A 21,892-nucleotide genomic window follows, 5' to 3' on the forward strand; every position below is an offset into this window, starting at 1 on the left:
GGCATTTCCCCGTGAAGCTTCAAACCATAGCAGCCTCTACCCTGGCTCAGCTTTTCTCCATTTCTTCCTGCTTCTCTTCTACTTTGTCCAGTACTTTTTCAGGAGCCACATTTTTGGCCAGTTCATCAATCTCCGGATTATGAGATTCTGCAATATCCATTTTCGCCGCAATGGCCCGCACCAGTTTAATCAGCTGCGTTATTTCATGTTCCGACAGCAGGCTTACCTGCAAATCCAGTTCGGCACGTTTATCAGCTTGGGCTGACATGCGGTTCTGGCTTATCAGCACAAAAGTAGAGAGGAAAATAGCTTCTACCGAGGCAATCATACCCAGCACGACAAACGATTCGTCGAATGGCTTCAGGCCTAGCCAGCCCAGATTCCAGATGACCCAAACGCTGTAAAGCACCAGGTGTATGTAAACGTAAGCCATGCTGCCAGCAAAGCGTGTAATGCTATCGGCGACTTTATCCTGCGTCTTTCTTGCTTTATCTTCCTGCTTTTTGCGCTCCAGCAACGCCTCAATATTGCGCTCCACCACATGCGTCATTCTCCCGCGCTCGTCTGGCGCCATTCCATTCTGTTGCTTGTTTCTCATATAAGTTTTTATGTTGATGCCTTATACGAGAGGCATTCTGAAGGAGATAAGGTGAGCGAAAGGGATTATATAAGATTAAAATGAAGTATGATTCCCGGAATAGCAAGTATAAAGTCTGCGGCTATTAAACTTTAGCAAGGCCTGGCTATCAGGCGATATAAAAATACCCGTTATACTTGTAGCGAGCCTATTTCTTAGTACTTCTGATGGCGCCGTACAGCACCGGACTGAAAAATCTTAGGTTTTCCAGGATGCACGCCATGCTATAGAACTTATCTGGTTCTATTTCCGAATTCTCGGCCATGGCTGCCAACAAGGTGTCCAGCGTGTCTTTAAATTTATCGTCAAACTCTTCTTCTGTCATTTCTATTTCCTGATGAGATTAGCTATAGAACTAACCATACTTATACTGATAAAATTTCACACAGAGCATTCTGTCAGTCCTGCAAAATGAAGTGCCTGCCCTATGCAGCAGCACGCCAGAGCAGGAACGTATTTATTGCAGGATATTTAAAATCTTCTTACATGATTAGAAGATTTCTTAACTTTGTTATTCGTATAGCTATTTATGAAGAACATTCGCAATTTCTGCATCATTGCCCACATCGACCACGGGAAAAGTACCCTGGCCGACCGCCTGCTAGAGTTTACCTCTACGGTGGCCGAGCGCGAGATGCAAAACCAGCTGCTGGATAACATGGATTTGGAGCGTGAGCGCGGCATTACCATCAAGAGCCACGCCATCCAGATGAATTTTCCTTACAAAGGAGAGAATTACGTGCTGAACCTGATCGACACACCCGGCCACGTAGACTTTTCTTATGAAGTATCCCGTTCCATTGCCGCCTGCGAAGGCGCTTTGCTCATCGTGGATGCCTCGCAGGGCATTGAGGCACAGACCATTTCCAATTTATACCTGGCCATCGGCAACGACCTGGAGATTATCCCGGTGCTGAACAAGATAGACCTGCCGCACGCCATGCCCGAAGAGGTGTCGGACCAGATTATCGAGCTGATTGGCTGCGACAAAGAAGATATCATCCATGCATCGGGCAAAGCCGGCATTGGGATAGAAGAAATACTGAACGCCATCTGCGACCGCATACCCGCGCCAAAAGGCGATCCGGAAGCACCGCTGCAGGCGCTTATTTTCGACTCTGTTTTTAACTCCTATCGCGGCATCGAAGTATACTTCCGCATTTTTAACGGCACCCTGAAAAAAGGGGAGAAGGTGAAGTTCATCAACACTGGCAGAACCTATGAGGCGGATGAAATTGGGGTGCTGAAACTGAACCAGGAAGCGCGGAAAGAGATGGGCGCCGGTAATGTGGGCTACCTGATTTCAGGTATAAAAAACGCCAAAGAAGTTAAAGTTGGCGATACCATTACGCATGTAGAACGTCCGGGAGCCTCTATTCAGGGCTTTGAGGATGTGAAGCCGATGGTGTTTGCCGGAATTTACCCCGTAGAGACCAGCGAGTACGAGGAACTCCGTACCTCCATGGAAAAGCTGCAGTTAAATGATGCCTCTCTGGTATGGGAGCCGGAAACATCTGCAGCGCTTGGCTTTGGTTTCCGTTGCGGTTTCCTGGGCATGCTGCACATGGAAATTGTGCAGGAGCGCCTGGAACGCGAGTTCGACATGACAGTAATTACGACTGTGCCGAGCGTGCAGTTCCATGCCTATACCACCAAGGAAAAGATGATTAAGGTGAATGCGCCTTCCGAGATGCCTGAGCCGAATTACATCGACCACATCGAGGAGCCATTTATCAAAGCGCAGATTATCTCCAAATCAGAGTTCGTGGGCCCTATCATCACGCTGTGTATGGACAAGCGCGGCATTCTGAAGAACCAGACCTATCTGACCAGCGACCGCGTTGAGCTTTCGTTTGAAATGCCCCTGGCCGAGATCGTGTTTGATTTCTTTGACAAGCTAAAAACCATTTCGCGCGGGTATGCGTCGCTGGACTATGAACTGATTGGTTTCCGCCCGTCGAACATGGTAAAGCTGGACATCATGCTGAACGGCGAGAAAGTGGATGCGCTGAGTGCCATTGTACACCGCGACAAAGCCTACGACTGGGGCAAGCGCCTCTGCGAGAAATTGCGTGAGTTGCTGCCGCGCCAGATGTTCGAAATTGCCATCCAGGCTGCTATCGGGCAGAAAATTATCTCCCGCGAGACGGTGAAAGCCATGCGTAAAAACGTGCTGGCCAAGTGTTATGGTGGCGATATTTCACGTAAACGCAAATTGCTGGAGAAGCAGAAAAAAGGTAAAAAACGCATGCGCCAGGTCGGCAACGTAGAAATTCCACAGGAAGCGTTTTTGGCCGTGTTGAAACTGGATTAAAAAGTATAACCAAGCCCTGATGTGCTGCAACATGTCGGGGCTTGGTTATACTATAAGATTGTAAAGCCAAATTTTGATGCCTGAACTCAGTAGATTTTATGGAATTATCATTTATATGTTTGTCAAAGACCATAATCCACCGCACTTCCATGCAAAGTATGGTGAGTTTATTGGTGTAATTGATATTAGAACAGGCGAAATAATTGAAGGAGACTTGCCGAGAAGAGCCCTACGTTTAGTACAAGATTGGGCTGAACTACACAGAATAGAACTGATGGCAAACTGGGAAGCGGCACAGTCCGATAGTCCTGAGCTAAATAAAATAGAACCTTTAAGGTAACCTTAGGAATGATACATTTGATAGAAGAAATTTTAAGTGTTGACCCTTCCAAACTTACGCTACGATTTAATACGGGAGAAATAAGGCTTGTAGACTTAACTGCCAAACTTCATGAATGGTCTTCCAATCCACAATCAAAGTTTGCTGAACTACAGAATTTTGAAAGCTTTAGAAAAGTAAGGTTAGACGAGAATTTTGGTTCGCTTGTTTGGGAAAACGGCATTGATTTATGTCCCGATGTACTTTATGGTTTAAGCACAGAAATAAATAAAAAAGACGTAGCCTAGAAGTATAGGTTCCCGCCGTATGCTTTCTGTTATCACCGGCAAGCGAACGGCCGCTGAAGTATAAATTGCTGGTGAAAACACCAACAATGGCGGGAATTTTCAACTCATAACTTTCAACTCATAATTCATAAAATGACCCTGCTCGACGGTAAAAAAACATCCGAAGCCATTCAACAAGAAATTGCAGCCGAAGTAGCTGAAATAAAAGCCAGCGGTGGGAAAGTACCGCACCTGGCCGCCATACTTGTCGGGAATGACGGCGGCTCGGTAACCTACGTGAATAACAAAGTGCTGGCCTGCGAGCGCATTGGTTTCGGCTCCACGCTTATCCGCTACGAGGATACCATTTCAGAAGAAGAACTGCTGATTAAAATTAAGGAGCTGAACCTGAACGATGAGATAGATGGCTTTATCGTGCAGCTGCCTTTGCCAAAGCACATCGACACCGAAAAAGTACTGGAGGCTGTTGATCCGCAGAAGGACGTGGATGGCTTCCACCCGATAAATGTAGGCCGTATGGTGGCCGGGTTGCCAGCTTACCTTCCAGCCACACCAGCCGGCATTCTGCAACTGCTAGAGCGCTACCAGATTGAAACAAGGGGCAAACACTGCGTGGTGATTGGCCGCAGCAACATTGTGGGCTCACCTATGAGCATTCTGATGTCCAAGTGCGCTTATCCTGGCGACGCCACCGTTACGCTCTGTCACCGCAACACGGTGGATTTACCTCATTATACCCGACAGGCAGATATCATCATTGCAGCTGTTGGCAAGCCCGGCCTGATTACGGCAGACATGGTAAAAGAAGGCGCGGTGGTAATAGACGTAGGCACAACCCGTGTACCGGACGCAACAAAGAAATCAGGATATAAGCTGAAGGGCGATGTGGACTTTGATGCCGTAGCACCTAAATGCAGCTTTATAACTCCGGTTCCTGGCGGCGTAGGCCCGCTGACCATTGCCATGCTGATGAAGAACACACTGAGAGCAGCCAAAAGCGAAGTATACGCGTAAACTGTCGCGAACAGGTAATCGTAGGGACAAGTCACGACCTGTTCCTGCGTTTTCATTTAGGCATCGGCTTAAACAGGTAAAACACAATCCTGATTCTGAAGCGGGAACACAATGACCTGTATCCTTGTTGCCTCATTAGCTAAATTGCATATTATGTACTGCCTGTTCTTTAAAGTATAAACTCCGCAGCAGTATAAAGTAAAAGGCTATACTTTTAAAGTATGGCCGTGAAATTAGAATTTTGGAAATAACAAAAAAATACGAAACGGCCTCTATCCATACTGTACCCAAAGACGGTAGCATGCTGCCGCTGATGGAGGCCTTTTATACTATTCAGGGCGAAGGCGCTAACACCGGTACAGCCGCCTACTTTATCAGGCTGGGCGGCTGCGATGTGGGCTGCCACTGGTGCGATGTGAAGGAGAGTTGGGATGCTGCATTACATCCGCTCACGCCAGTAGAGGAAATTGTAACAGCTGCCGCTGCATTTCCGGGCAAAGCCGTGGTGATAACAGGAGGTGAACCCCTGCTCTATAATCTTAATCCGCTGACCACGGCGTTGCAGGCGCAGGGCATCCGGACTTTTATAGAAACCTCCGGTGCGTACCCGCTTAGTGGCGAATGGGACTGGATTTGCCTGTCTCCTAAAAAGTTTAAAGCCCCGGATGCTTCGGTTTACCCTTTTGCACATGAGCTGAAAGTGATAATTTTTAACAAAAGCGACTTTGCCTGGGCCGAGGAACATGCTGCCCGCGTGAGCGGAGATACCAACTTATACTTGCAGCCTGAGTGGAGCAAAGCATCTGAGATAATGCCTTTGATTGTTGCATACGTTAAAAATAATCCGAAATGGCGTGTGTCGCTGCAAACGCACAAGTACATGGATATTCCGTAAGGCCTTATGTATAAACTGCTCTTTGCCATTTTCTTCCTCACACTCGGCATCAATTCGGCCAGCTTTGCTCAGACCAAGGCATTAAGCACCAGCTCATCCAAAGCGGAGCGCTTATACTATAAAGCTGACGAGTACGCAAAAGCGCGGGATTTCGATAAGGCGCTGGAAAGCCTGGCCGATGCAGTAGCCAAAGACCCGGGTTTTGCAGAAGCGTACCTGAAGGCGGCCAGCCTGCACAAGATGATGGGCCACAAGGCTGCTGTGTTCGAGAACCTGAAAAAAGGATTGCAACTGTTGCCCTACAGTCCTGCGCTGGCTCCCTACTATTTTGATCTGGCCGAGTTATACTTTGATCGCGGCGCTTACGAGCAGGCAAAAGCCAGGTACAGTGATTTTCTGAAAGCAGGCTCCAGGAAACCGAATCTTGTTGCAAGGGCACGGCAGCAGCAGCAATCCATTGACTTTGCTCTTGAGGCCATGCAGCACCCTGTTAACTTCAGCCCTGTTCCCCTGCCGGCCAGCATCAACAGTTTTCAGTTGCAGTATTTTCCCTATACTACTGCCGATCAGCGCTTTTTTATCTACACCGCGCGTGCGGGATCAAAACCGGAGCAGGACGAAAATATCTTCATCAGCCAGCGCAAAGATGGTGCTTGGCAAGCGCCAGTTTCTATTTCGGATGCCATCAACTCCCCGGCTAACGAGGGCGCGGCTACGATTTCCGGAGACGGCAAAAGCCTTGTTTTTACTTCCTGCAGCCGCTCCGACAGTCAGGGCGATTGCGACCTGTACATCTCTTTCAGAACGGGCAACGACTGGAGCAAGCCGGTAAATATGGGCAATACCGTTAATTCCAAAGCCTGGGACTCGCAGCCAAGTCTTTCGGCCGACGGCCGTATTTTATACTTCAGTTCCACACGCGGTGGAGGGGTAGGCAAAGAAGATATTTGGGTAACGCAGCGCAACGATGACGGTTCCTGGCAAAAATCTGTGAACCTCGGCGCATCTGTTAATTCCACCGGCCGCGACATGGCGCCGTCTATACATGCAAGCGGCGCTGCTTTATACTTCGTAAGCGACGGCCATACGGGCATGGGCGGCCTGGATATTTTTAAAGCTGACAGAGGAGCCGGCAACCAGTGGTCAGCGCCCGAAAACCTGGGTTATCCGCTTAATACGCAGGAAGACGAAGGGTCTCTTTTTATCACCCCAGATAATAAAATGGGTTACTATTCCCGCCAGGAAACAACGGGTACGGGATCAGCAACTATTAAACTCTATCAATTTGAGGTGCCAGAGGAATGGAGGAGCAGTGCCAGCAGTACCTTTGCGCAAGGCAGGGTGCTGGATGCCGGCACCAAAAAATCAGTTGCGGCCCAGGTACAGCTTTACGATACGGAGGCAGACTCGCTGGTGCAGCAGGTTAATTCTGATAAAATAACAGGTGAGTATACCGTGGTGCTGACAGAAGGCAGGCAATATGCTTTTTATGTGAGCACACCCGGATACCTGATGAACAGCCTGAGCTTTGATTATACTTCGTCAAAAGCCTTAACGCCCGTTGCCCTGGATATATACCTGGAGCCATTGAAGGCAGGCGCCGCAGTGGTGCTCAACAACCTTTTCTTCGGCACGGGCCAGTATACGTTGGAGCGGAAGTCGAAGACGGAGCTGGACAAGTTGATTGCTTTTATGCAGCAGGACAAGAATATCCGAATCGAAATATCCGGGCATACGGACGATGTGGGCTCGGGAAAGGACAACATGGAGTTATCGGAAAAGCGCGCCAAAGCTGTGGCGGAATACTTGACAGGCCATGGTATCAGCAAAAACCGCATCCGCTACAAAGGCTATGGCGAAAGCAAACCTCTGAAACCCAATACTTCAGACGAGAACCGGCAGCTGAACCGCCGTATTGAGATGCAGGTGCTGTAGGTTCGTTTGTCGTTGTTCGTTTATCGTGGAGGTGTTGCAAAGGCTGAACTGTGATGTAGCATTCCGCAAGTATAAACCGGAAGCTGTACAAGTTATAAATTCAATAAAACAGGAAAGGCTGGTTTAATAACCAGCCTTTCCTGTTTATACTTAAGAGAGACAAATCAGAAAGATGTTCTTTTATTCAGCAAAGTGCTGATGACCAGAGCGCCGTCTTCGAATTTATACATCTTCAAATTTTCAAATTTACTTACCTGTTCTCTATAGGAACGTAATCGCGTTCGGTTTCGCCCACATATACCTGGCGCGGTCGTCCGATTGGCTCCTTGTTCTCGCGCATTTCCTTCCATTGGGCAACCCAGCCAGGCAGGCGGCCGAGGGCAAACATCACCGTAAACATATCGGTCGGGATTCCCAGGGCACGGTAGATAATACCAGAGTAAAAGTCCACATTCGGGTACAGCTTGCGATCTATAAAATACTGGTCGGTCAGGGCAGCAGCTTCCAGTTCTTTGGCGATGTCCAGGATTGGATCTTTTATCCCCAGGGCTGTGAGCACATCATCTGCTGCTTTTTTGATGATTTTGGCGCGCGGATCAAAGTTTTTATATACCCGGTGGCCGAAGCCCATCAGGCGGAACGGATCGTTTTTATCTTTCGCTTTGGCGATGAATTTCTTTGAGTCGCCGCCATCTTTTTTGATTTCTTCCAGCATCTCTATCACAGCCTGGTTGGCACCGCCGTGCAGCGGGCCCCACAGCGCACTGATGCCGGCAGAAACAGACGAGTACAGGCTGGCGTTGGCAGAACCTACCAGGCGTACGGTAGACGTGGAGCAGTTCTGCTCATGATCGGCATGCAGAATCAGCAGTTTGTTCAGCGTATCCACTACTACCGGGTTCACTTCATAGTTCTCGGTAGGAAAAGCAAACATCATCTGCAGAAAATTGGAGCAGTAATCAAGGTTGTTTTTCGGATAGTTTACCGGATGGCCCACAGAGTTTTTGTAAGACCAGGCAGCTATCGTCGAAATTTTAGCTATCAAACGCACGATAGACAAATCAACCTCTTCCTTAGACTGGTTGGGATTGAGCGACTCGGGGTAGAAGGCGGTAAGGGAGCTAACCAGCGCTGCCAGAATGCCCATCGGATGCGCTGTAGACGGAAAGCCATCCAGAATTTTGCGCATATCCTCGTTTACGAGCGTGTGCAGGGTTATTTTGTTGCTAAACTCATCCAGTTCCTGCTGCGTGGGCAAAGTGCCATAGATAAGCAGGAAAGCTACTTCTATAAAACTTGAATTGGCAGCCAGTTGTTCAATGGGGTAACCTCTGTAACGAAGTATGCCTTGTTCGCCGTCCAGAAAAGTGATAGCGCTCTTGGTTGCGCCAGTATTTTTATAACCGGGATCTAACGTAATAAAACCACTATCAGCACGCAGGGTAGAAATATCGATTGCTTTTTCGTCTTCTGTGCCTACCACTATGGGGTACTTATAGGATTTCCCTTCTAATATAAATTCAGCGAAGTCTGACATGCGTATGTTTTGTTTATGTCTGTTGTTGTGTCTCTTATTGAAGCGAAATTATATAAAATGTACTAAAATGAAAAGTGCTGCAGCGTTTAATCATCAAATAACCTAAGGCACCGGTTTTGCGTCCGCAGCACGTTAGTTATTTAACCGTTGGCAGGTGAAAAGGTTTCGCCGGCAGCCGCTGCCCAAAGCCTGTGCCACTGCGGAGGCTGTGCCAGTCGGACATAGGTATTCTGCTGTACCATTAGCTGTATATGGGTGCGAATGCGTACTTTTGCAGCATGACAACAGCAGCCAGTAAAGAAAGTGCGGCCGGTATAAAACCATTTCTGAAATGGGCAGGAGGAAAAACACAATTACTGCCTGCTATCGAAACCAAAGTGCAACAATTGCTGCGCAGCAAGGAAACTATTCAGTTTGTGGAGCCTTTTGTGGGAAGCGGCGCGGTGCTGTTCTTCATGCTCCGCAAGTATGGCCGCCATATCCGGCAGGCAACGATAAACGATGTGAACCCTGTTTTAGCCGACTGTTACCGTACCATCAGGTATAACCCTCAGGAGCTGATTAAGGAACTGAGTGCGCTGGAAAAGGATTACTTTACGTATACTTCGGAAGATGACAGGAAAGCTTTTTTCCTGGAGAAACGCACTGCCTTTAATGCGCTGGCCGGCGATGCCGTGCAAAAAAGCGCACTGCTGCTGTTTCTGAATAAGACCTGCTTTAACGGCCTGTACCGGGTTAATGCCAAAGGAAATTTCAACGTGCCTTTCGGCAGGTATGCCAACCCGACTATCTGTAATGCACCCGTTATCCTGGCCAACAGCGAAGCGCTGCAGAAAGTAGAAATCCTGAACACTGACTTCAGCGAAATGGAAGCTTTAATAGCGCCGGATACTTTCTTTTACCTCGATCCGCCTTATAAACCTATCAGCGCAACCTCCTCCTTCAACGCCTATGCCAAAGAAGGCTTTGGCGATGCAGACCAGGAGCGGCTAAAAGCTTTTTGTGACAAAGTAAATGCCGGCGGCGCCTACTTTGTGCAAAGCAACTCCGACAACAGCGACAGCGAGGGAAACGGCTTTTTCCAGGAGTTATACAAGGGGTACAACATCGAGCAGGTGAAAGCCAAAAGAGCCATAAATGCAAAGGGCAGTGGGAGAGGAGCGGTTTTTGAGCTGCTTATTTCCAACGACGACGTGCTGCACGTGAACAGTAAACCTTAACCTGAGTTCGTCAGGAGAATGGCATGACGTAGACTTAATGCTACAGCTGCAGTACCCGCACATGCGGCACTTCTGCCTGCACACGCTTTCGGGGTACCAGGCGGCCAACTGTTATGTAGGAGTTTCCATTGGCAACAGGCGTAGAGGTTTTGCGCTCCTTAAATTCATGCAGATGCTGTAAAAACCAGTTCCGGGTAGCCGGCATGGGCAGAACATGCAGCTCCTTTTCCTCCACAAAATAATAGTAGATGTAGTTTGCCTCCGTGTACAGAAAGCATCCGGGGGTGCCTTTGTCTTCGTTGCTGATGGTTTCAAAAAAGTAGTTTCCGGTCTTGTGCCACCTGTCGCCTTTTATTTCAATGGAAACTTCTTTTATCGTGCCTTTGTGCGAAAACTGCCACAGCAAATCAATGTCCCTGGCCTGGTAAGCCGGATTTTCTTCAACATTTACTACTTTTAAGGTTGCCGGATGCTGACGCAGAAAGGCCTCTACGGCAAGCGCTGCCTGCGTGGCAACAGCTGAGGCCGCTGACATGGCATACTTCCTGAGCGCAGCATTATTTACATTATCAGCAGCCATACGTAAACAGGCATAAGTATCAAAACATTAGTATAGTATAACCAGTAGTTGTGATTTTATGTTAAGCTACCGAGGATAGAGTTTATTTTATCAGCAGCCACGGTCAGCTTTATACGTTGGTTATTACAAGTTTATACTTGTTCTCCGTGTATCAGTCTGATCTTTTTGCTATGATTTTGATGAGTCTGGTTAAGCTTTTCTTTTCCGTAGCTCCAATACAGTTATTTCGGGCCAGATGCCCACCCTGCCAGAGAAACCCAGAAAGCCGAAGCCGCGGTTCACGTACAGCCGCCTGTTATTTTCCTGTGCCAGACCCGCCCAGTTTTTGTATCTGTACTGCGCCGGGCTCCACCTGACGAGCGGCGTTTCTATGCCCATCTGCATGCCATGTGTATGGCCCGACAATGTGAGATGTATGTGGGTAGGATGTTGTTTCACAATTTCCTCAAAGTGCGAGGGATCATGCGAGAGCAATATTTTGAAGGCCTTTTCATCTACCCCCAGCAAAGCTTTGTTAAGGTCACCCCGCTGTATAAATCCGGTGCCCCAGTTCTCTACACCCAGTAACGCCAACTGTTGGCCATCTTTCTCAATGGTAACATGCTCATCCAGCAGCAGGCGGTAACCCAATTCCTTGTGATGCTGTTTCAGCCGATCGAGATTCGCTTCCTGCGCCGCTTCGCTGGGCCAGTCTACATACATGCCGTAATCATGGTTGCCCAGTATTGAGAATTGCCCGTAAGGTGCACGAAGCTTGCTGAAATGATCTAGCCAGGGTACAATTTCTGAAGCATAGTCGTTTACCAGGTCGCCGGTGAAAACAAACAGGTCGGACTTCTGCGCCTGAGCCAGTTCAACACCACGCTGCACAGCTTCGGCATCATCAAAGCTGCCGGAGTGGATGTCCGAAAGCTGCGTAATGGTAAAGCCGTCGAATGCTTCCGGCAGATCATCAAAGTATAAAGTATGGCGGTGTACGGTATAATCATACTTGCCTTTTACGATGCCGTACACGAATGCCGCGAATGGTATGCCGGCTAAAACAAGGGCCGCCTGGCTTACAAACTTCCGGCGGGCAGGCAGCAGTGGCTTCCGTGCGGCAGCGCTCCTGCGGGGTTGCAGGAAGCGGAAGGCTGCTGCCACAACGCGGTAAATGTCCTCGGCAAACAGCACCAGTATAAAGACCAGTTTGGTTACAAACAAAGTGAGAAAAGCGTTGATGGCCCACTGCGTGAAACCGGAAGTATGGTCGGAAGAAAAACGCAGGTACAGGGCTAAGCTGAAGCCGATGATAAAACCGATAAAGAAAAACCAGTAAGCCCAGTAAACAACAAAGCGCCACCGCGATGACTGCCACCTGGCCGTAAGCCGTTTAACGCCTTGAAAAGCGTACCAGTCCATCAGAAAGGACAAAATGCCCAGGATTAAAATGAGGCGCTGCATGCAGATAAGTTGATATTGTAAGTTCGGGTTAAGTACAAAGGTAGGTGGATTAGCATGAAGCTGGCATGTATAAATTTTTAATTTCTGATAACATTTCCGCTGACGTTTCCTTAAAGTCTGGCAGGCTAAAAGTGGTTTTTGCTGCTTTTTCAGACGCCAATATAAGGTATGGGATAATGTGGTATGAGCCGGAATGGGGTTTATGCTGTTCCGGCAATAGGCTGCTGATAAAGAATTTCAGGCCTGTCCACCTGCTGCGGTGCAATAAAATTACTGAAGGCTTTTTATACTTGTGCCGGCCGGTGCAAGTATAAAAAGCCTTCTATTATCTGTTAGAATAACTTAGGGGTTTGGTACGCCTAAACCAGGGAGCAGCAGCTTAACCGTAAGTCCCAGATCTAGTCTTTTGGCAAAATCCGGCGTTTCCGAAACAGCATTGGTCAGGTCGCTGGTCTGGAGAAACACGCCGCCAGCTACTTTGCCTTTCGGAAATAAATAGAATCCTGCGCCAGCCTCGTAAACTGGTTTGATGTCAGTGGTGTGTTTAAGGCGGCCAAATACATGAAAGGCATAATTGAGTTCTGAGGCCGGCGTAACATACCGCACTGCATCCACGCCATAAGTATTGACGATGGAAGTCTGGTAGGCGCCGGAAAAAGCATTTACTTCCCGCTCAAAAATGCGTGTTGTCTGCCCACTGGGGCCTGGCAGAATAGTTTGCTGCGTAAATTTAACAGGCGACAGCGCATCGATGTTATTAACTTTCGATACATCCCACGAAACTCCGACAGAGGTAGCGCCGCCGATTAAAACATTGTAAGTTAGCTGCGCGATGTGGCCTCTGAACTGTTCGGAATAAATCTGCTCGTCGAAAGGCCTGGCGGCATCATACAAAGTGTAGTTTGCTATTTCGCCACCCAACCGCAAGGTCAGCCAATCCTCTATGGCTATCTGGTTGCTGCCATACAGAACAGGTTCGCCGTTTTTATCCAGCGCCTGGAAAAGCAAAGAGCGGTGCCCCAGAAAAAGGCTGGCCGAAGTGCCAGGAGTAAAATTGCCATAGTTAAAGATGGTAGATACGCCGCCTGCTGCCGAACCCGCTACCTTTACACCCCAGTAAAAGCGGTTGCGTTTTAGCAGCAGCGCATCATCCGGATCTGCCCCAGCTGATTTGGACATGAAATACTGAAACTGGATGCTGCTGTTTTCGGTGTTTATACCCAGGTAGCCCAGGGGAGCAATGATGGATGTTCTGCCGTCGGCGTCTTCAAAAATAGGCTTAAATGTCTGGGCATAACCTTGCCTGCTCAGCGCAGTTAGCAGCAGTAAAACCAGGAAACCGGAAAACTTATACTGTTTGTTCATGCTGATCTTGTTGAAAGTTGATAGAACCCCTGACCGCAGAATAGCCCTTTTCTATTTCGCCCCGTATAGGCTCAGGCGTAATATCTTTGTCATCTATAAAAATCTTTAAGCTCCAGGGCGTTTTGTTCCAGCCGGTGCAGTGCACATAAAAATCCAGCTCGTCTTCGATAGGGAAGTCCTGCAGGGAAATCCGGTAAACGTTGTCCAGGGTGCGGACCAGAGCAATTGCAAAGCCTTCTAACCTGAACAACTGGAGCGTTGCCTCTGTGGTTAACTCCACACTGATTTTATATGTTTTCGCCATAGGTTAAATAAAATGCACAGGTAGAAAGATAAAAAGTGGTTGCGATACCGCATTCTGCTGCTCCGCGTAATTAAGTGAGCCCACTGCTTGCCGGGACCTCATTCGCTGACAGGAAAGATCATATTTAGATCATCAAGGTTCCTGCTGAAAATGTCTGTGATTGAATTCTTTTGTTGTAGAAAATACACAAGGAAGTATCTGCTGCCCAAGATAATGAAAAGCAGAAAGAGTATGCCTGCGCCCGTACAGTACCATCCAATCGTTATAAACCTGAGCGGGATTCCTGCTGTTTTTTACTCAGGTAGCTGACCAGGTTTTGCAGGGCTGCGTTGGCATCCGTATCCGAAAAGGCCACACTGTGCGCCTGCCCGTTGTCTTCTACCTGTATGGTATAATGTTTCTGGTCTGCGCCGCGACTGCTTTCGGGTGACTGGCTTGGCAGATCAAAAAAGCAGGCATCATTCAGCAGTTCCTGCAAATGGTGCGCTTCCGGTTCAGGCAGGTTGTCGCAGCTTAACTCCAGTGGTTTGTTCAGCCCCGGGAAAAAACCAAATCCTCCTTCGGGTTTAAAAATAACTTTCATAATATGTGGTGTATGATCTTATGCATACGGATTCGTTAGCTGGGGGGTGTAATACCCACCTGTTGCCAGGCATCCCGCACCTGGGCTTCTACTTCAAAGCGCTTGGCGTTTTCGATGGTCAGCTCAGCAAAACGCTGAAACTTGGTGTTGGGCTTCAGCGCAGGGTCGAGCAACGTTTGGTACCAGACACGCCCGGCTTTCTCCCAGGCATTGCCGCCTATATTTATGGCGGCGAGGTAAAAAGCATGGTTCGGAATGCCGGAATTAATATGTACGCCGCCGTTGTCCTCAAAAGTGTTCACAAAGGCATCCATGTGTGCAGGCTGCGGATCTTTGCCCAGCACAGGATCATCGTAGGCAGTGCCCGGCGCCTGCATTGATCGGATGGCTGCCGGATGATCGCCGCCGCTCTTGATTTTATCCGTAAAAATACCGCTCCCGATAAGCCAGTCTGCCTGATCGGCCGTTTGCTTAAGGGTATATTGTTTTATCAGAGCGCCAAAAACATCCGAAATCGACTCGTTGAGCGCTCCTGATTGCCCTGTATAGATAAGCTGGGCTTCGTCTTCGGTTACGCCGTGTGTCAGTTCGTGCGCAATAACATCCAGCGCAATGGTAAAGCGGTTGAATATTTCGCCGTCGCCGTCGCCGAACACCATGCGTTGCCCGTCCCAGAAAGCATTCGAGTAATTGGTTCCGAAATGAACCGTGCCGTTCAGCGGCATTCCTTCGTCGTCAATGGAGTTGCGTTTAAATACATCCCAGAAGAAATCGTAGGTAGCGCCCAAGCCATCATATGCTTCGTCCACAGCCGGTTCGCAGGTGGCCGGGCTTCCTTCGGCACGCACCACCACACCCGGAAGGGCCTGTTCGTTATTGGCCGTGTAAATAGTCCGCTGCTTTTCGCCGGCCGACATGAAGGAAAAAGGCCTTTTGCGGATTACTTCCAGGTGGAGATTAGGCACAGAGCGTAAATTCCGGAAGGTCATGTCGCTGCCCAGCGCTTCCAGAGCCATGTTGCGTGCCGCTTTGTCGCCGTTCTCCGCTATAGCGCGCAATAGGTAAGGAGGTAGTATACAGAAGATAGAATGTCGGTGGTGGGTATGGCACATATTTCTATAGGTTATGCTTTTGATGTAATCAAAGTAAAGTATGGCAAACGCGGCCGGGTAGTTAAAAGGATAAAGATCTTATACTTTAAGCGGTTACCTGTTCATACTTGCGTAATCCTGCTTTTATATCTGGGATGATGTAAAAATAATGTAGGCGCCCGCCAGTACTCATAAAATACATTACTCATTTCAGCACGTTTGGTTAAGGCTGACGGGGTAAAATCCGTATCCAAATTTCAGGTTGTGCCGCCTTATGGCCTGCCTTTCTTCTCTATGAGCTTTTCCAGCAGGTCGGCGTAGGCATTTAACCTGGCGGTACTTTCATTAAGAGCGGTAAGTTCATGACTTATGTCTGTGGGGGTAGCCATCAGCGATTTTTGAGCATCCGGAAGTATAACCTGACTGGTTTTTATCTCGATATTTTTGGCCGTTGTTTTTGCCTCATCGAGGGCTGCCTTTACTTCCTTCTGCAACACTTTAAGTGTGATGCCATTGGTAGGTGAAAAGGAAAGCTCGCTAAGCTTCGGCAAAACAATAAGCGCCACCAGCAGCCCTGCCCCCAGCAGGAAGTAAGGATAAGCAGACTCGCGGTTGCTCTTCAAATTGTCACTCAGCGTATCAGCCGTGCGTTTGTTGTATTGTGCAGTACTAAGGCTTTTGCTTGGGGCTGTCATAGTATCAGGCGCAGGTGCGTGTCTCAGCAACCTCTCGCCCGATAGCAGGAGGTAAGTTGCCAATGCAAGCATAAGAACAGGGATAATCAGGAGTAATTTATAGTTGTTTTCCATAAACTTAACTTGTTAAAAGCCATTACCGATACTATTGTAAATATAACCAGTACTTTCACAAAACAGAACATTATATACTTAATCTGAACTGTTGCGATGTCTAAGAAAGCCCCTCCCTTGGGCAAATCAGGCAGGGGAATTACTATTCGTATTGAGCATTCCCATTCAAAGCTCATCTTGTAGGGGGAAACGAAAGCGTATCCTGCTGGTGCGCGCTTGCAGCTCGTACTTGGTTAACTCTTCCTTTATTCTTCTGAATCGCATACTTTGCTGCTGTTTGCTGCTGTTACTTCAGCCGTTTACCGCTGCATTTAAGGAGGTGCGAGCTGTAAGCGCGCACCAGCACCTAAGCATACCTGTACTCAATTCGCAGCTAATACGGGCAGCATACACAAAGCCGCTGTTCCTTATACAAAATAGCTGAATCTTCCGGGAACCGCACCAAGTATAAACAGGCAGACAGCATGCCTTTTATACTTCAGCATCTTAACTCTGACTATGAACTTAGCGAATAAAACTATTTTAGTAACAGGCGGTGCCTCAGGCATCGGATTGGCTCTGGCCGCACGTTTTATGCAGGCCGGCAGTAAAGTTATCGTGTGTGGCCGCCGGGAAGACAAACTGCAGGAAGCAAAACAACAGTATCCGGCACTCGGCATAAAGGTTTGCGATGTGGCCCAGGAAGCAGATCGGATTGCTTTGTACGAGTGGGTAACGCAAAATTACCCGGAGGTAAACATGCTGGTGAACAATGCCGGTATCCAGCGCCGGTTTTCTTTTACCGACGACCAGGAGGAGTGGCGCAGCCAGCAGCAGGAGATTGCCATTAACTTCGAAGCGCCCGTGCACCTCTGCGCGCTCTTTGTTCCATACTTCCGCCAGCAGCAGGAGGCCGCCATTCTGAACATCACTTCCGGACTGGCCTTTGCCCCGGCGGCTTTTGCGCCCGTGTACAGTGCTACCAAAGCGGCCCTGCATTCTTTTACGCTGTCGCTGCGGCACCAGCTTGCCCAAACCAACATCCGGGTACTGGAAATAGCGCCACCAGCCGTGCAGACAGATTTAGGCGGGCCGGGGCTTCATACTTTTGGCGCCCCGCTCCAGGATTTTGCTGATTCGGTGGTGAATGATCTTGTGAACGGAAGTATAGAAATCGGCTACGGTTCCTCCGAAAGAGCACGTAAAGCCTCCCGTGAAGAACTGGATGCAATGTTCCGGCAGATAAATAACCGGTAGTGGTGCTTGCGGCTACGGGATCAATGGAGCCTTACCGCACATCGCTCATCAGTTTCCGGATAAGTGGTACCAGGCAAATTAACACGACGCCGATGCAGATAGAATAGATGCCAATTTTGCTGATGATATCGGCATAGTAGGGCAGCGAAAGGATAGGGTTGTCCACAACGCTTCTTGGTACGCTCATCAAAGCGCCAATTTTACCGGCCAAGAATTCGCCGATAGCACTGGCGAAAAACCAGATACCCATCATCATCGATACTATCTTGGCAGGAGAAAGCTTCGTAATCATCGACAGACCAATAGGGGAAATACAGAGTTCACCGCAAATAATAAAGAAATAACCCAGTATAAAGGCAGGCAGCGATATCAGGCCGGAATCAGCTCCGAGGCGGCAGGCCGCATAAAACACACAGAAGCCGATACCCAGAAGTATAAATGAAAATCCGAACTTTAAAGGAGTGGAAGGCTCCAGACCTCTTTTGTTAAGAGCGGGCCAGAGCCGGGCAAAAAAGAAGCTGAGCACGATTACCCAGGCCGGCGGTAGAAAGTTGTTGACCGACAGGGCTGGTAGTTGTGCTCCGGCTACCTCCATGTCTACATTGCGCATGGCAAACAGGTTGAGCGAGCCGGCATTCTGCTCGTAAAAAGCCCAGAACAATGTCGAAAAGATAATCAGTACCAGGGCGGCAAACAGCTTGTTCCGCGCGTCCTTGTCCAGCTGAAAAGCAATAAACAGAATGTAAGTAATGGAGATCGCGCCCAGTCCGAACATAATGTAATCCATCAGTTCGTAACTGTGAAACAGGGCGACAATAACAGGCACTAACAACAGCGTGCCGCCGTAAATAAATGCTTCGGTGGGAATGCCGGCAAATAAAGGCTTTTTCAGGGCATTGGCATCGGGCGGCAGCCCGCGGTGCTGAAACGACTTTCTGCCGAAAGAAAAAACCACGAGGCCCGCAATCATGAAAATGCCTGCCAGCCCGAAGCCATAGTGCCAGTTTATCTGTTGCCCCACGTACCCGCAAAGCAGCCCTCCCAAAGCTGCCCCGATGTTGATGCCCATGTAAAAGATGGAAAAGGCGCTGTCCTTGCGCGGATCATTGTCAGCGTACAAAGTACCCACCAGGCTGGAGATATTAGGCTTAAAGAAACCATTGCCGCAAATAATAAAAGCCATCCCGAAAAAGAAGCTCCAGCCCTGCGGAATTGCCAGTACCAGGTGCCCGATAGCCATCAGGATGCCGCCGAACATAATGGCTCTGCGATAACCCAGAAACCGGTCGGCCATAATCCCGCCAAACAGCGGCATGGTGTATACCAGGGCGGCATAGGAGCCAAGTATGGCATAGCCTTTCGGTTCATCAAACTTCAGTTGCGTCACCATATAAGCCAGCAACAGCGCCTTCATGCCATAAAAGGAGAAGCGCTCCCACATTTCGGCAAAAAACAGGATGTATAACTGCCGGGGATGACCGGCAGACACAGGCGCTTCCGGGGCTTTGGTATCTGTTAAATCCATAAGGGGCTTTTATGCAGTAAGGTTTTTATGCAGTACAGGTATGCGGTTGGCAAGGATATAAATCGTTATTCTGAAAGTATAAACCAGCTTTATTTCTCGGATGTTAAGCACTATTATATTTTTGTCCCCCTTTGAAGGGGGTAGGGGGATGATTTACTTCTGTGGGCATCAGTCAGGCTTTCAGTTTGTGTAAGTATAAATGCAGATACAAAACAGAACGAACGCAAGTATAGCTCAGCTAATGGTTATCCACCTACCCGAAGGGGAACTTTCTCAGCAAATTTATAAACAGAAGGCATTATTGCTTTTGCGTAGCATCAGTTATTCTATATGTTTACTTAAGTTATTAGTGATGATACCAATAACGGCGCTAAGCCTTCCTGACAGAAACCCTGCAGGTTTTAAAACCTGCAGGGTTTCTGTCAGGAAGTATAATTTACCCGTTGAAATGATACAGGAAGGTGATGATGCCGGTATAAGCAGGCTTTTTGCTGTCTTTAATTTCCAGGGTTACTTCCAGGCGGGCCTTGGCAATGCCGCGCAGGTTTTTTACGGAGAGCAGTTTGGCCCGCAGGCGCACGTCGCTGTTTACGGCGACAGCCTGGTTGAAGCGGAGGCTCTCGATCTCATAGTTGACCTGCATCTTCAGGTTTTCGATAGACGCAATCTGCGACCACAGGTAGGGCAGGAGCGACACCGTGAGGTAGCCGTGCGCGATGGTGCTGCCGAAGGGCGACTCCGTTGCAGCTCTTTCCGCATCCACATGAATCCACTGGTGATCCAGGGTAGCATCTGCAAACAGGTTAATTTGTGTTTGGGTAATGGTGTGGTAATCCGAAATGCCCATTTCCGTGCCTTCGTATTGCTCAAGCTCTTCCAGGCTCTTAATCGTTAATTTGCTCATGGCGGTTTGTTGTCGGTGTATGGCGCTGTCGATGGTTCTTACAAGCGATGCTGTTAATATAAGGAGGAAATTTATACTTACGCAAAGTTTACCGGAATTCAGGAGAATACATGGTCTTTCGCGCCGGCTTCCGGATGATACCGCAACAGAAATCGCAACCATCATACTTAAAGGGAGTAGTTTATAGCAAACAAAATCTTATCCAATGATGAAGTATAACCTGCTGGGCAAATCAGATGTAGCAGTAAGCCGGATAAGCTTCGGGTGCATGTCGCTGGATGGCGGCCACGCAGCCAATGCCCGGTTGCTGCACCGTGCTTTAGACAAAGGCATCAACTTTTTTGATACGGCCGATTTGTATCAGAAAGGCGAGAACGAAATTACAGTGGGCAAAGCATTCAGCGGCATGCGCGATCAGGTGCTGATTGCCACCAAAGTAGGTAACCAGTGGCGGCAGGATGGAAGCGGCTGGGACTGGAACCCAGGCAAGGCCTACATCCTGCAGGCGGTAGAGAAAAGCCTGCAGCGCCTCCAGACAGATTACATCGACCTGTACCAGCTGCATGGCGGCACCATGGATGATCCGATAGATGAAACCATTGAGGCTTTTGAACTGCTGCAGCAACAGGGAAAGATTCGTTACTACGGCATTTCCTCCATCAGGCCGAACGTAATACGGGAATACGTAAAGCGCTCCGGCATTGTAAGTGTAATGATGCAGTACAGCTTGCTGGACAGGCGGCCGGAGGAAACCATACTGGATCTGCTGCAGCAGCACAACATTGGCGTACTGGTCCGCGGGGGGCTGGCGCAGGGGCTGCTGGCGGGTAAACCTGCCAAACCTTACCTGGGTTATACTTCAGCGGAAGTCCGGAAAGCTGCCGATGCCGTACAGGCTATAGCGGGCACAACACGCAAAGCAGCTGAGGTGGCGGTTCAGTTTGCCCTACATCATCCGGCCATCAGCGCAGCCATCCTGGGTATCCGGACAGCGGAACAATTAGACGATGCGCTGCTGGCAGCCAATGCGGCAGCGCTTACCGGTGAGGAAATAAAGACGCTGCAAAGCGTACTGCCTGCAAACAAGTATGAGCAGCATCGGTAGGAAGTAAGGCTTCAGGATTTCAGATAAAATGCTTTATGGCGGGACAAGGTGCTTTACTAGGTATAACATTTCTTCTTTGCGTTGCGATAAACCGCTGCACCGTTCCCTAAAATTAAGTATAATGTACTTCCAACTCGTTGGTTTGAAGGCCGAACGCAATGCCCTGCATCAGAATATTATAGTTGGGATGGGAAGGTGCACTCAGGTCTTTTTCAATATCGCGGATAGTGGTTTTCATGGTATCACCTTCAAAGAAGCGGAACCATATACCGCTGCTGGTTTCATCTTCGTCATCCGACAGGATTTGCAGTTCTATTTCCCGTAGCCGCTCAATAAGGGTATCCAGGTCTGATGTATTATCCAGGTAATGGCTGAATGCTTCTCTTGCAATGCCGGTATATTGCGACTGCTTCGTCATGGTTAAATAAGTTTAAAATTTATACTACGCAGGATAAGGTGTTTCAGAACTATCTTACCTGCAAAATTAGTTGTCGTAGCGAGCAACCCGCCGCTACACAGCGCGTACTGTATTCAGGCAAAATATGCCGCAGGCGCTTTTTCGCTTTTCCAGATAAAAACAGCGGAAGAAGCATTTGGTAAAGCCGGTACTGCCACTCACTTTACCGGAAAATAACCCCGATGAAACCCCGTTAACACCGGCTGAACCATCTGGCTTGTTTCAGGAACAGGCAAAAGGTTTCCGCCAGGATTGTTTTTTTACCTGCATCTCCGGATGCTGCGGTACTGCTGTTGGTTCATCATCGATTT

General features: G+C 48.7%; 22 protein-coding genes. 9 read left to right on the forward strand and 13 right to left on the reverse strand.

Features of this window, described 5'->3' with window-relative positions; all coding sequences use genetic code 11:
- Positions 1-46: 46 nt before the first annotated feature.
- On the reverse strand, positions 47-598 hold the full coding sequence (locus I2I11_RS15445; protein ID WP_196268636.1) for a DUF1003 domain-containing protein: 552 nt from the start codon (positions 596-598) through the stop codon (positions 47-49).
- Between the two features lie 187 nt (positions 599-785).
- Positions 786-962, reverse strand: a complete 177-nt coding sequence (locus I2I11_RS15450; protein ID WP_196268637.1) for a hypothetical protein — start codon at positions 960-962, stop codon at positions 786-788.
- Between the two features lie 204 nt (positions 963-1,166).
- Here I2I11_RS15450 and lepA point away from each other — a divergent pair, with 204 nt between their 5' ends.
- The 6 genes from lepA to I2I11_RS15480 all read left to right on the forward strand — a co-directional run bounded on the left by lepA (position 1,167) and on the right by I2I11_RS15480 (position 7,422).
- Positions 1,167-2,951 carry a translation elongation factor 4 gene (lepA, locus tag I2I11_RS15455; protein WP_196268638.1) on the forward strand — a complete coding sequence of 595 codons (1,785 nt, stop codon included), beginning with the start codon at positions 1,167-1,169 and terminating at the stop codon, positions 2,949-2,951.
- Between the two features lie 76 nt (positions 2,952-3,027).
- On the forward strand, positions 3,028-3,291 hold the full coding sequence (locus I2I11_RS15460; protein ID WP_196268639.1) for a DUF4160 domain-containing protein: 264 nt from the start codon (positions 3,028-3,030) through the stop codon (positions 3,289-3,291).
- Positions 3,292-3,308: 17 nt separating this feature from the next.
- Complete coding sequence (locus tag I2I11_RS15465) at positions 3,309-3,578, forward strand: DUF2442 domain-containing protein (RefSeq protein ID WP_196268640.1); 270 nt, start codon at positions 3,309-3,311, stop codon at positions 3,576-3,578.
- Between the two features lie 132 nt (positions 3,579-3,710).
- The gene (locus I2I11_RS15470) at positions 3,711-4,592 is read left to right on the forward strand and encodes a bifunctional 5,10-methylenetetrahydrofolate dehydrogenase/5,10-methenyltetrahydrofolate cyclohydrolase (protein WP_196268641.1); all 882 of its coding nucleotides are present in this window, start codon (positions 3,711-3,713) and stop codon (positions 4,590-4,592) included.
- A 241-nt stretch (positions 4,593-4,833) separates the two neighbouring features.
- The gene (locus I2I11_RS15475; RefSeq protein ID WP_230680333.1) at positions 4,834-5,487 is read left to right on the forward strand and encodes a 7-carboxy-7-deazaguanine synthase QueE; all 654 of its coding nucleotides are present in this window, start codon (positions 4,834-4,836) and stop codon (positions 5,485-5,487) included.
- A gap of 6 nt (positions 5,488-5,493) precedes the next feature.
- Positions 5,494-7,422: an OmpA family protein gene (locus I2I11_RS15480; RefSeq protein WP_196268642.1), complete on the forward strand. Its 1,929-nt coding sequence runs from the start codon at positions 5,494-5,496 to the stop codon at positions 7,420-7,422.
- Positions 7,423-7,672: 250 nt separating this feature from the next.
- Here I2I11_RS15480 and I2I11_RS15485 read toward each other — a convergent pair whose 3' ends face one another.
- Positions 7,673-8,959 (reverse strand): citrate synthase, encoded by a 1,287-nt coding sequence (locus tag I2I11_RS15485; RefSeq protein ID WP_196268643.1) that lies wholly within the window; start codon positions 8,957-8,959, stop codon positions 7,673-7,675.
- 278 nt (positions 8,960-9,237) lie between these two features.
- Between I2I11_RS15485 and I2I11_RS15490 the strand changes: the two genes are divergently transcribed.
- Entirely contained in the window at positions 9,238-10,179 is a 942-nt protein-coding gene (locus I2I11_RS15490) for a DNA adenine methylase (RefSeq protein ID WP_196268644.1), read from the forward strand.
- Between the two features lie 40 nt (positions 10,180-10,219).
- Here I2I11_RS15490 and I2I11_RS15495 read toward each other — a convergent pair whose 3' ends face one another.
- The 7 genes from I2I11_RS15495 to I2I11_RS15525 form a co-directional block, all read right to left on the reverse strand.
- Complete coding sequence (locus tag I2I11_RS15495; protein WP_230680334.1) at positions 10,220-10,759, reverse strand: hypothetical protein; 540 nt, start codon at positions 10,757-10,759, stop codon at positions 10,220-10,222.
- A 189-nt stretch (positions 10,760-10,948) separates the two neighbouring features.
- Positions 10,949-12,202 carry a metallophosphoesterase gene (locus tag I2I11_RS15500; protein ID WP_196268645.1) on the reverse strand — a complete coding sequence of 418 codons (1,254 nt, stop codon included), beginning with the start codon at positions 12,200-12,202 and terminating at the stop codon, positions 10,949-10,951.
- Positions 12,203-12,544: 342 nt separating this feature from the next.
- The gene (locus tag I2I11_RS15505) at positions 12,545-13,567 is read right to left on the reverse strand and encodes a hypothetical protein (protein ID WP_196268646.1); all 1,023 of its coding nucleotides are present in this window, start codon (positions 13,565-13,567) and stop codon (positions 12,545-12,547) included.
- Positions 13,551-13,871 (reverse strand): hypothetical protein, encoded by a 321-nt coding sequence (locus tag I2I11_RS15510; protein WP_196268647.1) that lies wholly within the window; start codon positions 13,869-13,871, stop codon positions 13,551-13,553. The genes I2I11_RS15505 and I2I11_RS15510 overlap by 17 nt, the downstream gene beginning before the upstream one ends.
- Before the next feature lie 262 nt (positions 13,872-14,133).
- Complete coding sequence (locus tag I2I11_RS15515; RefSeq protein ID WP_196268648.1) at positions 14,134-14,454, reverse strand: protealysin inhibitor emfourin; 321 nt, start codon at positions 14,452-14,454, stop codon at positions 14,134-14,136.
- Positions 14,455-14,489: 35 nt separating this feature from the next.
- Positions 14,490-15,512 (reverse strand): M4 family metallopeptidase, encoded by a 1,023-nt coding sequence (locus I2I11_RS15520; RefSeq protein ID WP_230680335.1) that lies wholly within the window; start codon positions 15,510-15,512, stop codon positions 14,490-14,492.
- Between the two features lie 305 nt (positions 15,513-15,817).
- Positions 15,818-16,354 (reverse strand): hypothetical protein, encoded by a 537-nt coding sequence (locus tag I2I11_RS15525; protein ID WP_196268650.1) that lies wholly within the window; start codon positions 16,352-16,354, stop codon positions 15,818-15,820.
- A 498-nt stretch (positions 16,355-16,852) separates the two neighbouring features.
- Between I2I11_RS15525 and I2I11_RS15530 the strand changes: the two genes are divergently transcribed.
- A complete protein-coding gene (locus tag I2I11_RS15530; RefSeq protein ID WP_196268651.1) occupies positions 16,853-17,590 on the forward strand; it encodes an SDR family oxidoreductase in 738 nt (245 codons plus the stop codon).
- 31 nt (positions 17,591-17,621) lie between these two features.
- Here the strand turns inward: I2I11_RS15530 and I2I11_RS15535 are convergent, their stop codons facing one another.
- Positions 17,622-19,115, reverse strand: coding sequence for a peptide MFS transporter (locus I2I11_RS15535; protein ID WP_196268652.1), 1,494 nt, complete (start codon positions 19,113-19,115; stop codon positions 17,622-17,624).
- 436 nt (positions 19,116-19,551) lie between these two features.
- Positions 19,552-20,019 carry a MaoC family dehydratase gene (locus I2I11_RS15540; RefSeq protein WP_196268653.1) on the reverse strand — a complete coding sequence of 156 codons (468 nt, stop codon included), beginning with the start codon at positions 20,017-20,019 and terminating at the stop codon, positions 19,552-19,554.
- A gap of 205 nt (positions 20,020-20,224) precedes the next feature.
- Here I2I11_RS15540 and I2I11_RS15545 point away from each other — a divergent pair, with 205 nt between their 5' ends.
- On the forward strand, positions 20,225-21,124 hold the full coding sequence (locus tag I2I11_RS15545) for an aldo/keto reductase (RefSeq protein WP_230680336.1): 900 nt from the start codon (positions 20,225-20,227) through the stop codon (positions 21,122-21,124).
- Positions 21,125-21,236: 112 nt separating this feature from the next.
- Here the strand turns inward: I2I11_RS15545 and I2I11_RS15550 are convergent, their stop codons facing one another.
- Positions 21,237-21,542 carry a hypothetical protein gene (locus tag I2I11_RS15550; RefSeq protein ID WP_196268654.1) on the reverse strand — a complete coding sequence of 102 codons (306 nt, stop codon included), beginning with the start codon at positions 21,540-21,542 and terminating at the stop codon, positions 21,237-21,239.
- Between the last annotated feature and the right edge of the window lie 350 nt (positions 21,543-21,892).

The organism is Pontibacter rufus (assembly GCF_015694705.1).
Classification (GTDB): domain Bacteria; phylum Bacteroidota; class Bacteroidia; order Cytophagales; family Hymenobacteraceae; genus Pontibacter; species Pontibacter rufus.

What these genes read in the sequence shown, in the direction of transcription:
- I2I11_RS15445 (WP_196268636.1), bottom strand. Translation starts at nt 598, where the DNA reads ATGAGAAACAAGCAACAGAATGGAATGGCGCCAGACGAGCGCGGGAGA.
- I2I11_RS15450 (WP_196268637.1), bottom strand. Translation starts at nt 962, where the DNA reads ATGACAGAAGAAGAGTTTGACGATAAATTTAAAGACACGCTGGACACC.
- lepA (WP_196268638.1), top strand. Translation starts at nt 1,167, where the DNA reads ATGAAGAACATTCGCAATTTCTGCATCATTGCCCACATCGACCACGGG.
- I2I11_RS15460 (WP_196268639.1), top strand. Translation starts at nt 3,028, where the DNA reads ATGCCTGAACTCAGTAGATTTTATGGAATTATCATTTATATGTTTGTC.
- I2I11_RS15470 (WP_196268641.1), top strand. Translation starts at nt 3,711, where the DNA reads ATGACCCTGCTCGACGGTAAAAAAACATCCGAAGCCATTCAACAAGAA.
- I2I11_RS15480 (WP_196268642.1), top strand. Translation starts at nt 5,494, where the DNA reads ATGTATAAACTGCTCTTTGCCATTTTCTTCCTCACACTCGGCATCAAT.
- I2I11_RS15485 (WP_196268643.1), bottom strand. Translation starts at nt 8,959, where the DNA reads ATGTCAGACTTCGCTGAATTTATATTAGAAGGGAAATCCTATAAGTAC.
- I2I11_RS15490 (WP_196268644.1), top strand. Translation starts at nt 9,238, where the DNA reads ATGACAACAGCAGCCAGTAAAGAAAGTGCGGCCGGTATAAAACCATTT.
- I2I11_RS15495 (WP_230680334.1), bottom strand. Translation starts at nt 10,759, where the DNA reads ATGGCTGCTGATAATGTAAATAATGCTGCGCTCAGGAAGTATGCCATG.
- I2I11_RS15500 (WP_196268645.1), bottom strand. Translation starts at nt 12,202, where the DNA reads ATGCAGCGCCTCATTTTAATCCTGGGCATTTTGTCCTTTCTGATGGAC.
- I2I11_RS15505 (WP_196268646.1), bottom strand. Translation starts at nt 13,567, where the DNA reads ATGAACAAACAGTATAAGTTTTCCGGTTTCCTGGTTTTACTGCTGCTA.
- I2I11_RS15510 (WP_196268647.1), bottom strand. Translation starts at nt 13,871, where the DNA reads ATGGCGAAAACATATAAAATCAGTGTGGAGTTAACCACAGAGGCAACG.
- I2I11_RS15515 (WP_196268648.1), bottom strand. Translation starts at nt 14,454, where the DNA reads ATGAAAGTTATTTTTAAACCCGAAGGAGGATTTGGTTTTTTCCCGGGG.
- I2I11_RS15525 (WP_196268650.1), bottom strand. Translation starts at nt 16,354, where the DNA reads ATGGAAAACAACTATAAATTACTCCTGATTATCCCTGTTCTTATGCTT.
- I2I11_RS15530 (WP_196268651.1), top strand. Translation starts at nt 16,853, where the DNA reads ATGAACTTAGCGAATAAAACTATTTTAGTAACAGGCGGTGCCTCAGGC.
- I2I11_RS15535 (WP_196268652.1), bottom strand. Translation starts at nt 19,115, where the DNA reads ATGGATTTAACAGATACCAAAGCCCCGGAAGCGCCTGTGTCTGCCGGT.
- I2I11_RS15540 (WP_196268653.1), bottom strand. Translation starts at nt 20,019, where the DNA reads ATGAGCAAATTAACGATTAAGAGCCTGGAAGAGCTTGAGCAATACGAA.
- I2I11_RS15545 (WP_230680336.1), top strand. Translation starts at nt 20,225, where the DNA reads ATGATGAAGTATAACCTGCTGGGCAAATCAGATGTAGCAGTAAGCCGG.
- I2I11_RS15550 (WP_196268654.1), bottom strand. Translation starts at nt 21,542, where the DNA reads ATGACGAAGCAGTCGCAATATACCGGCATTGCAAGAGAAGCATTCAGC.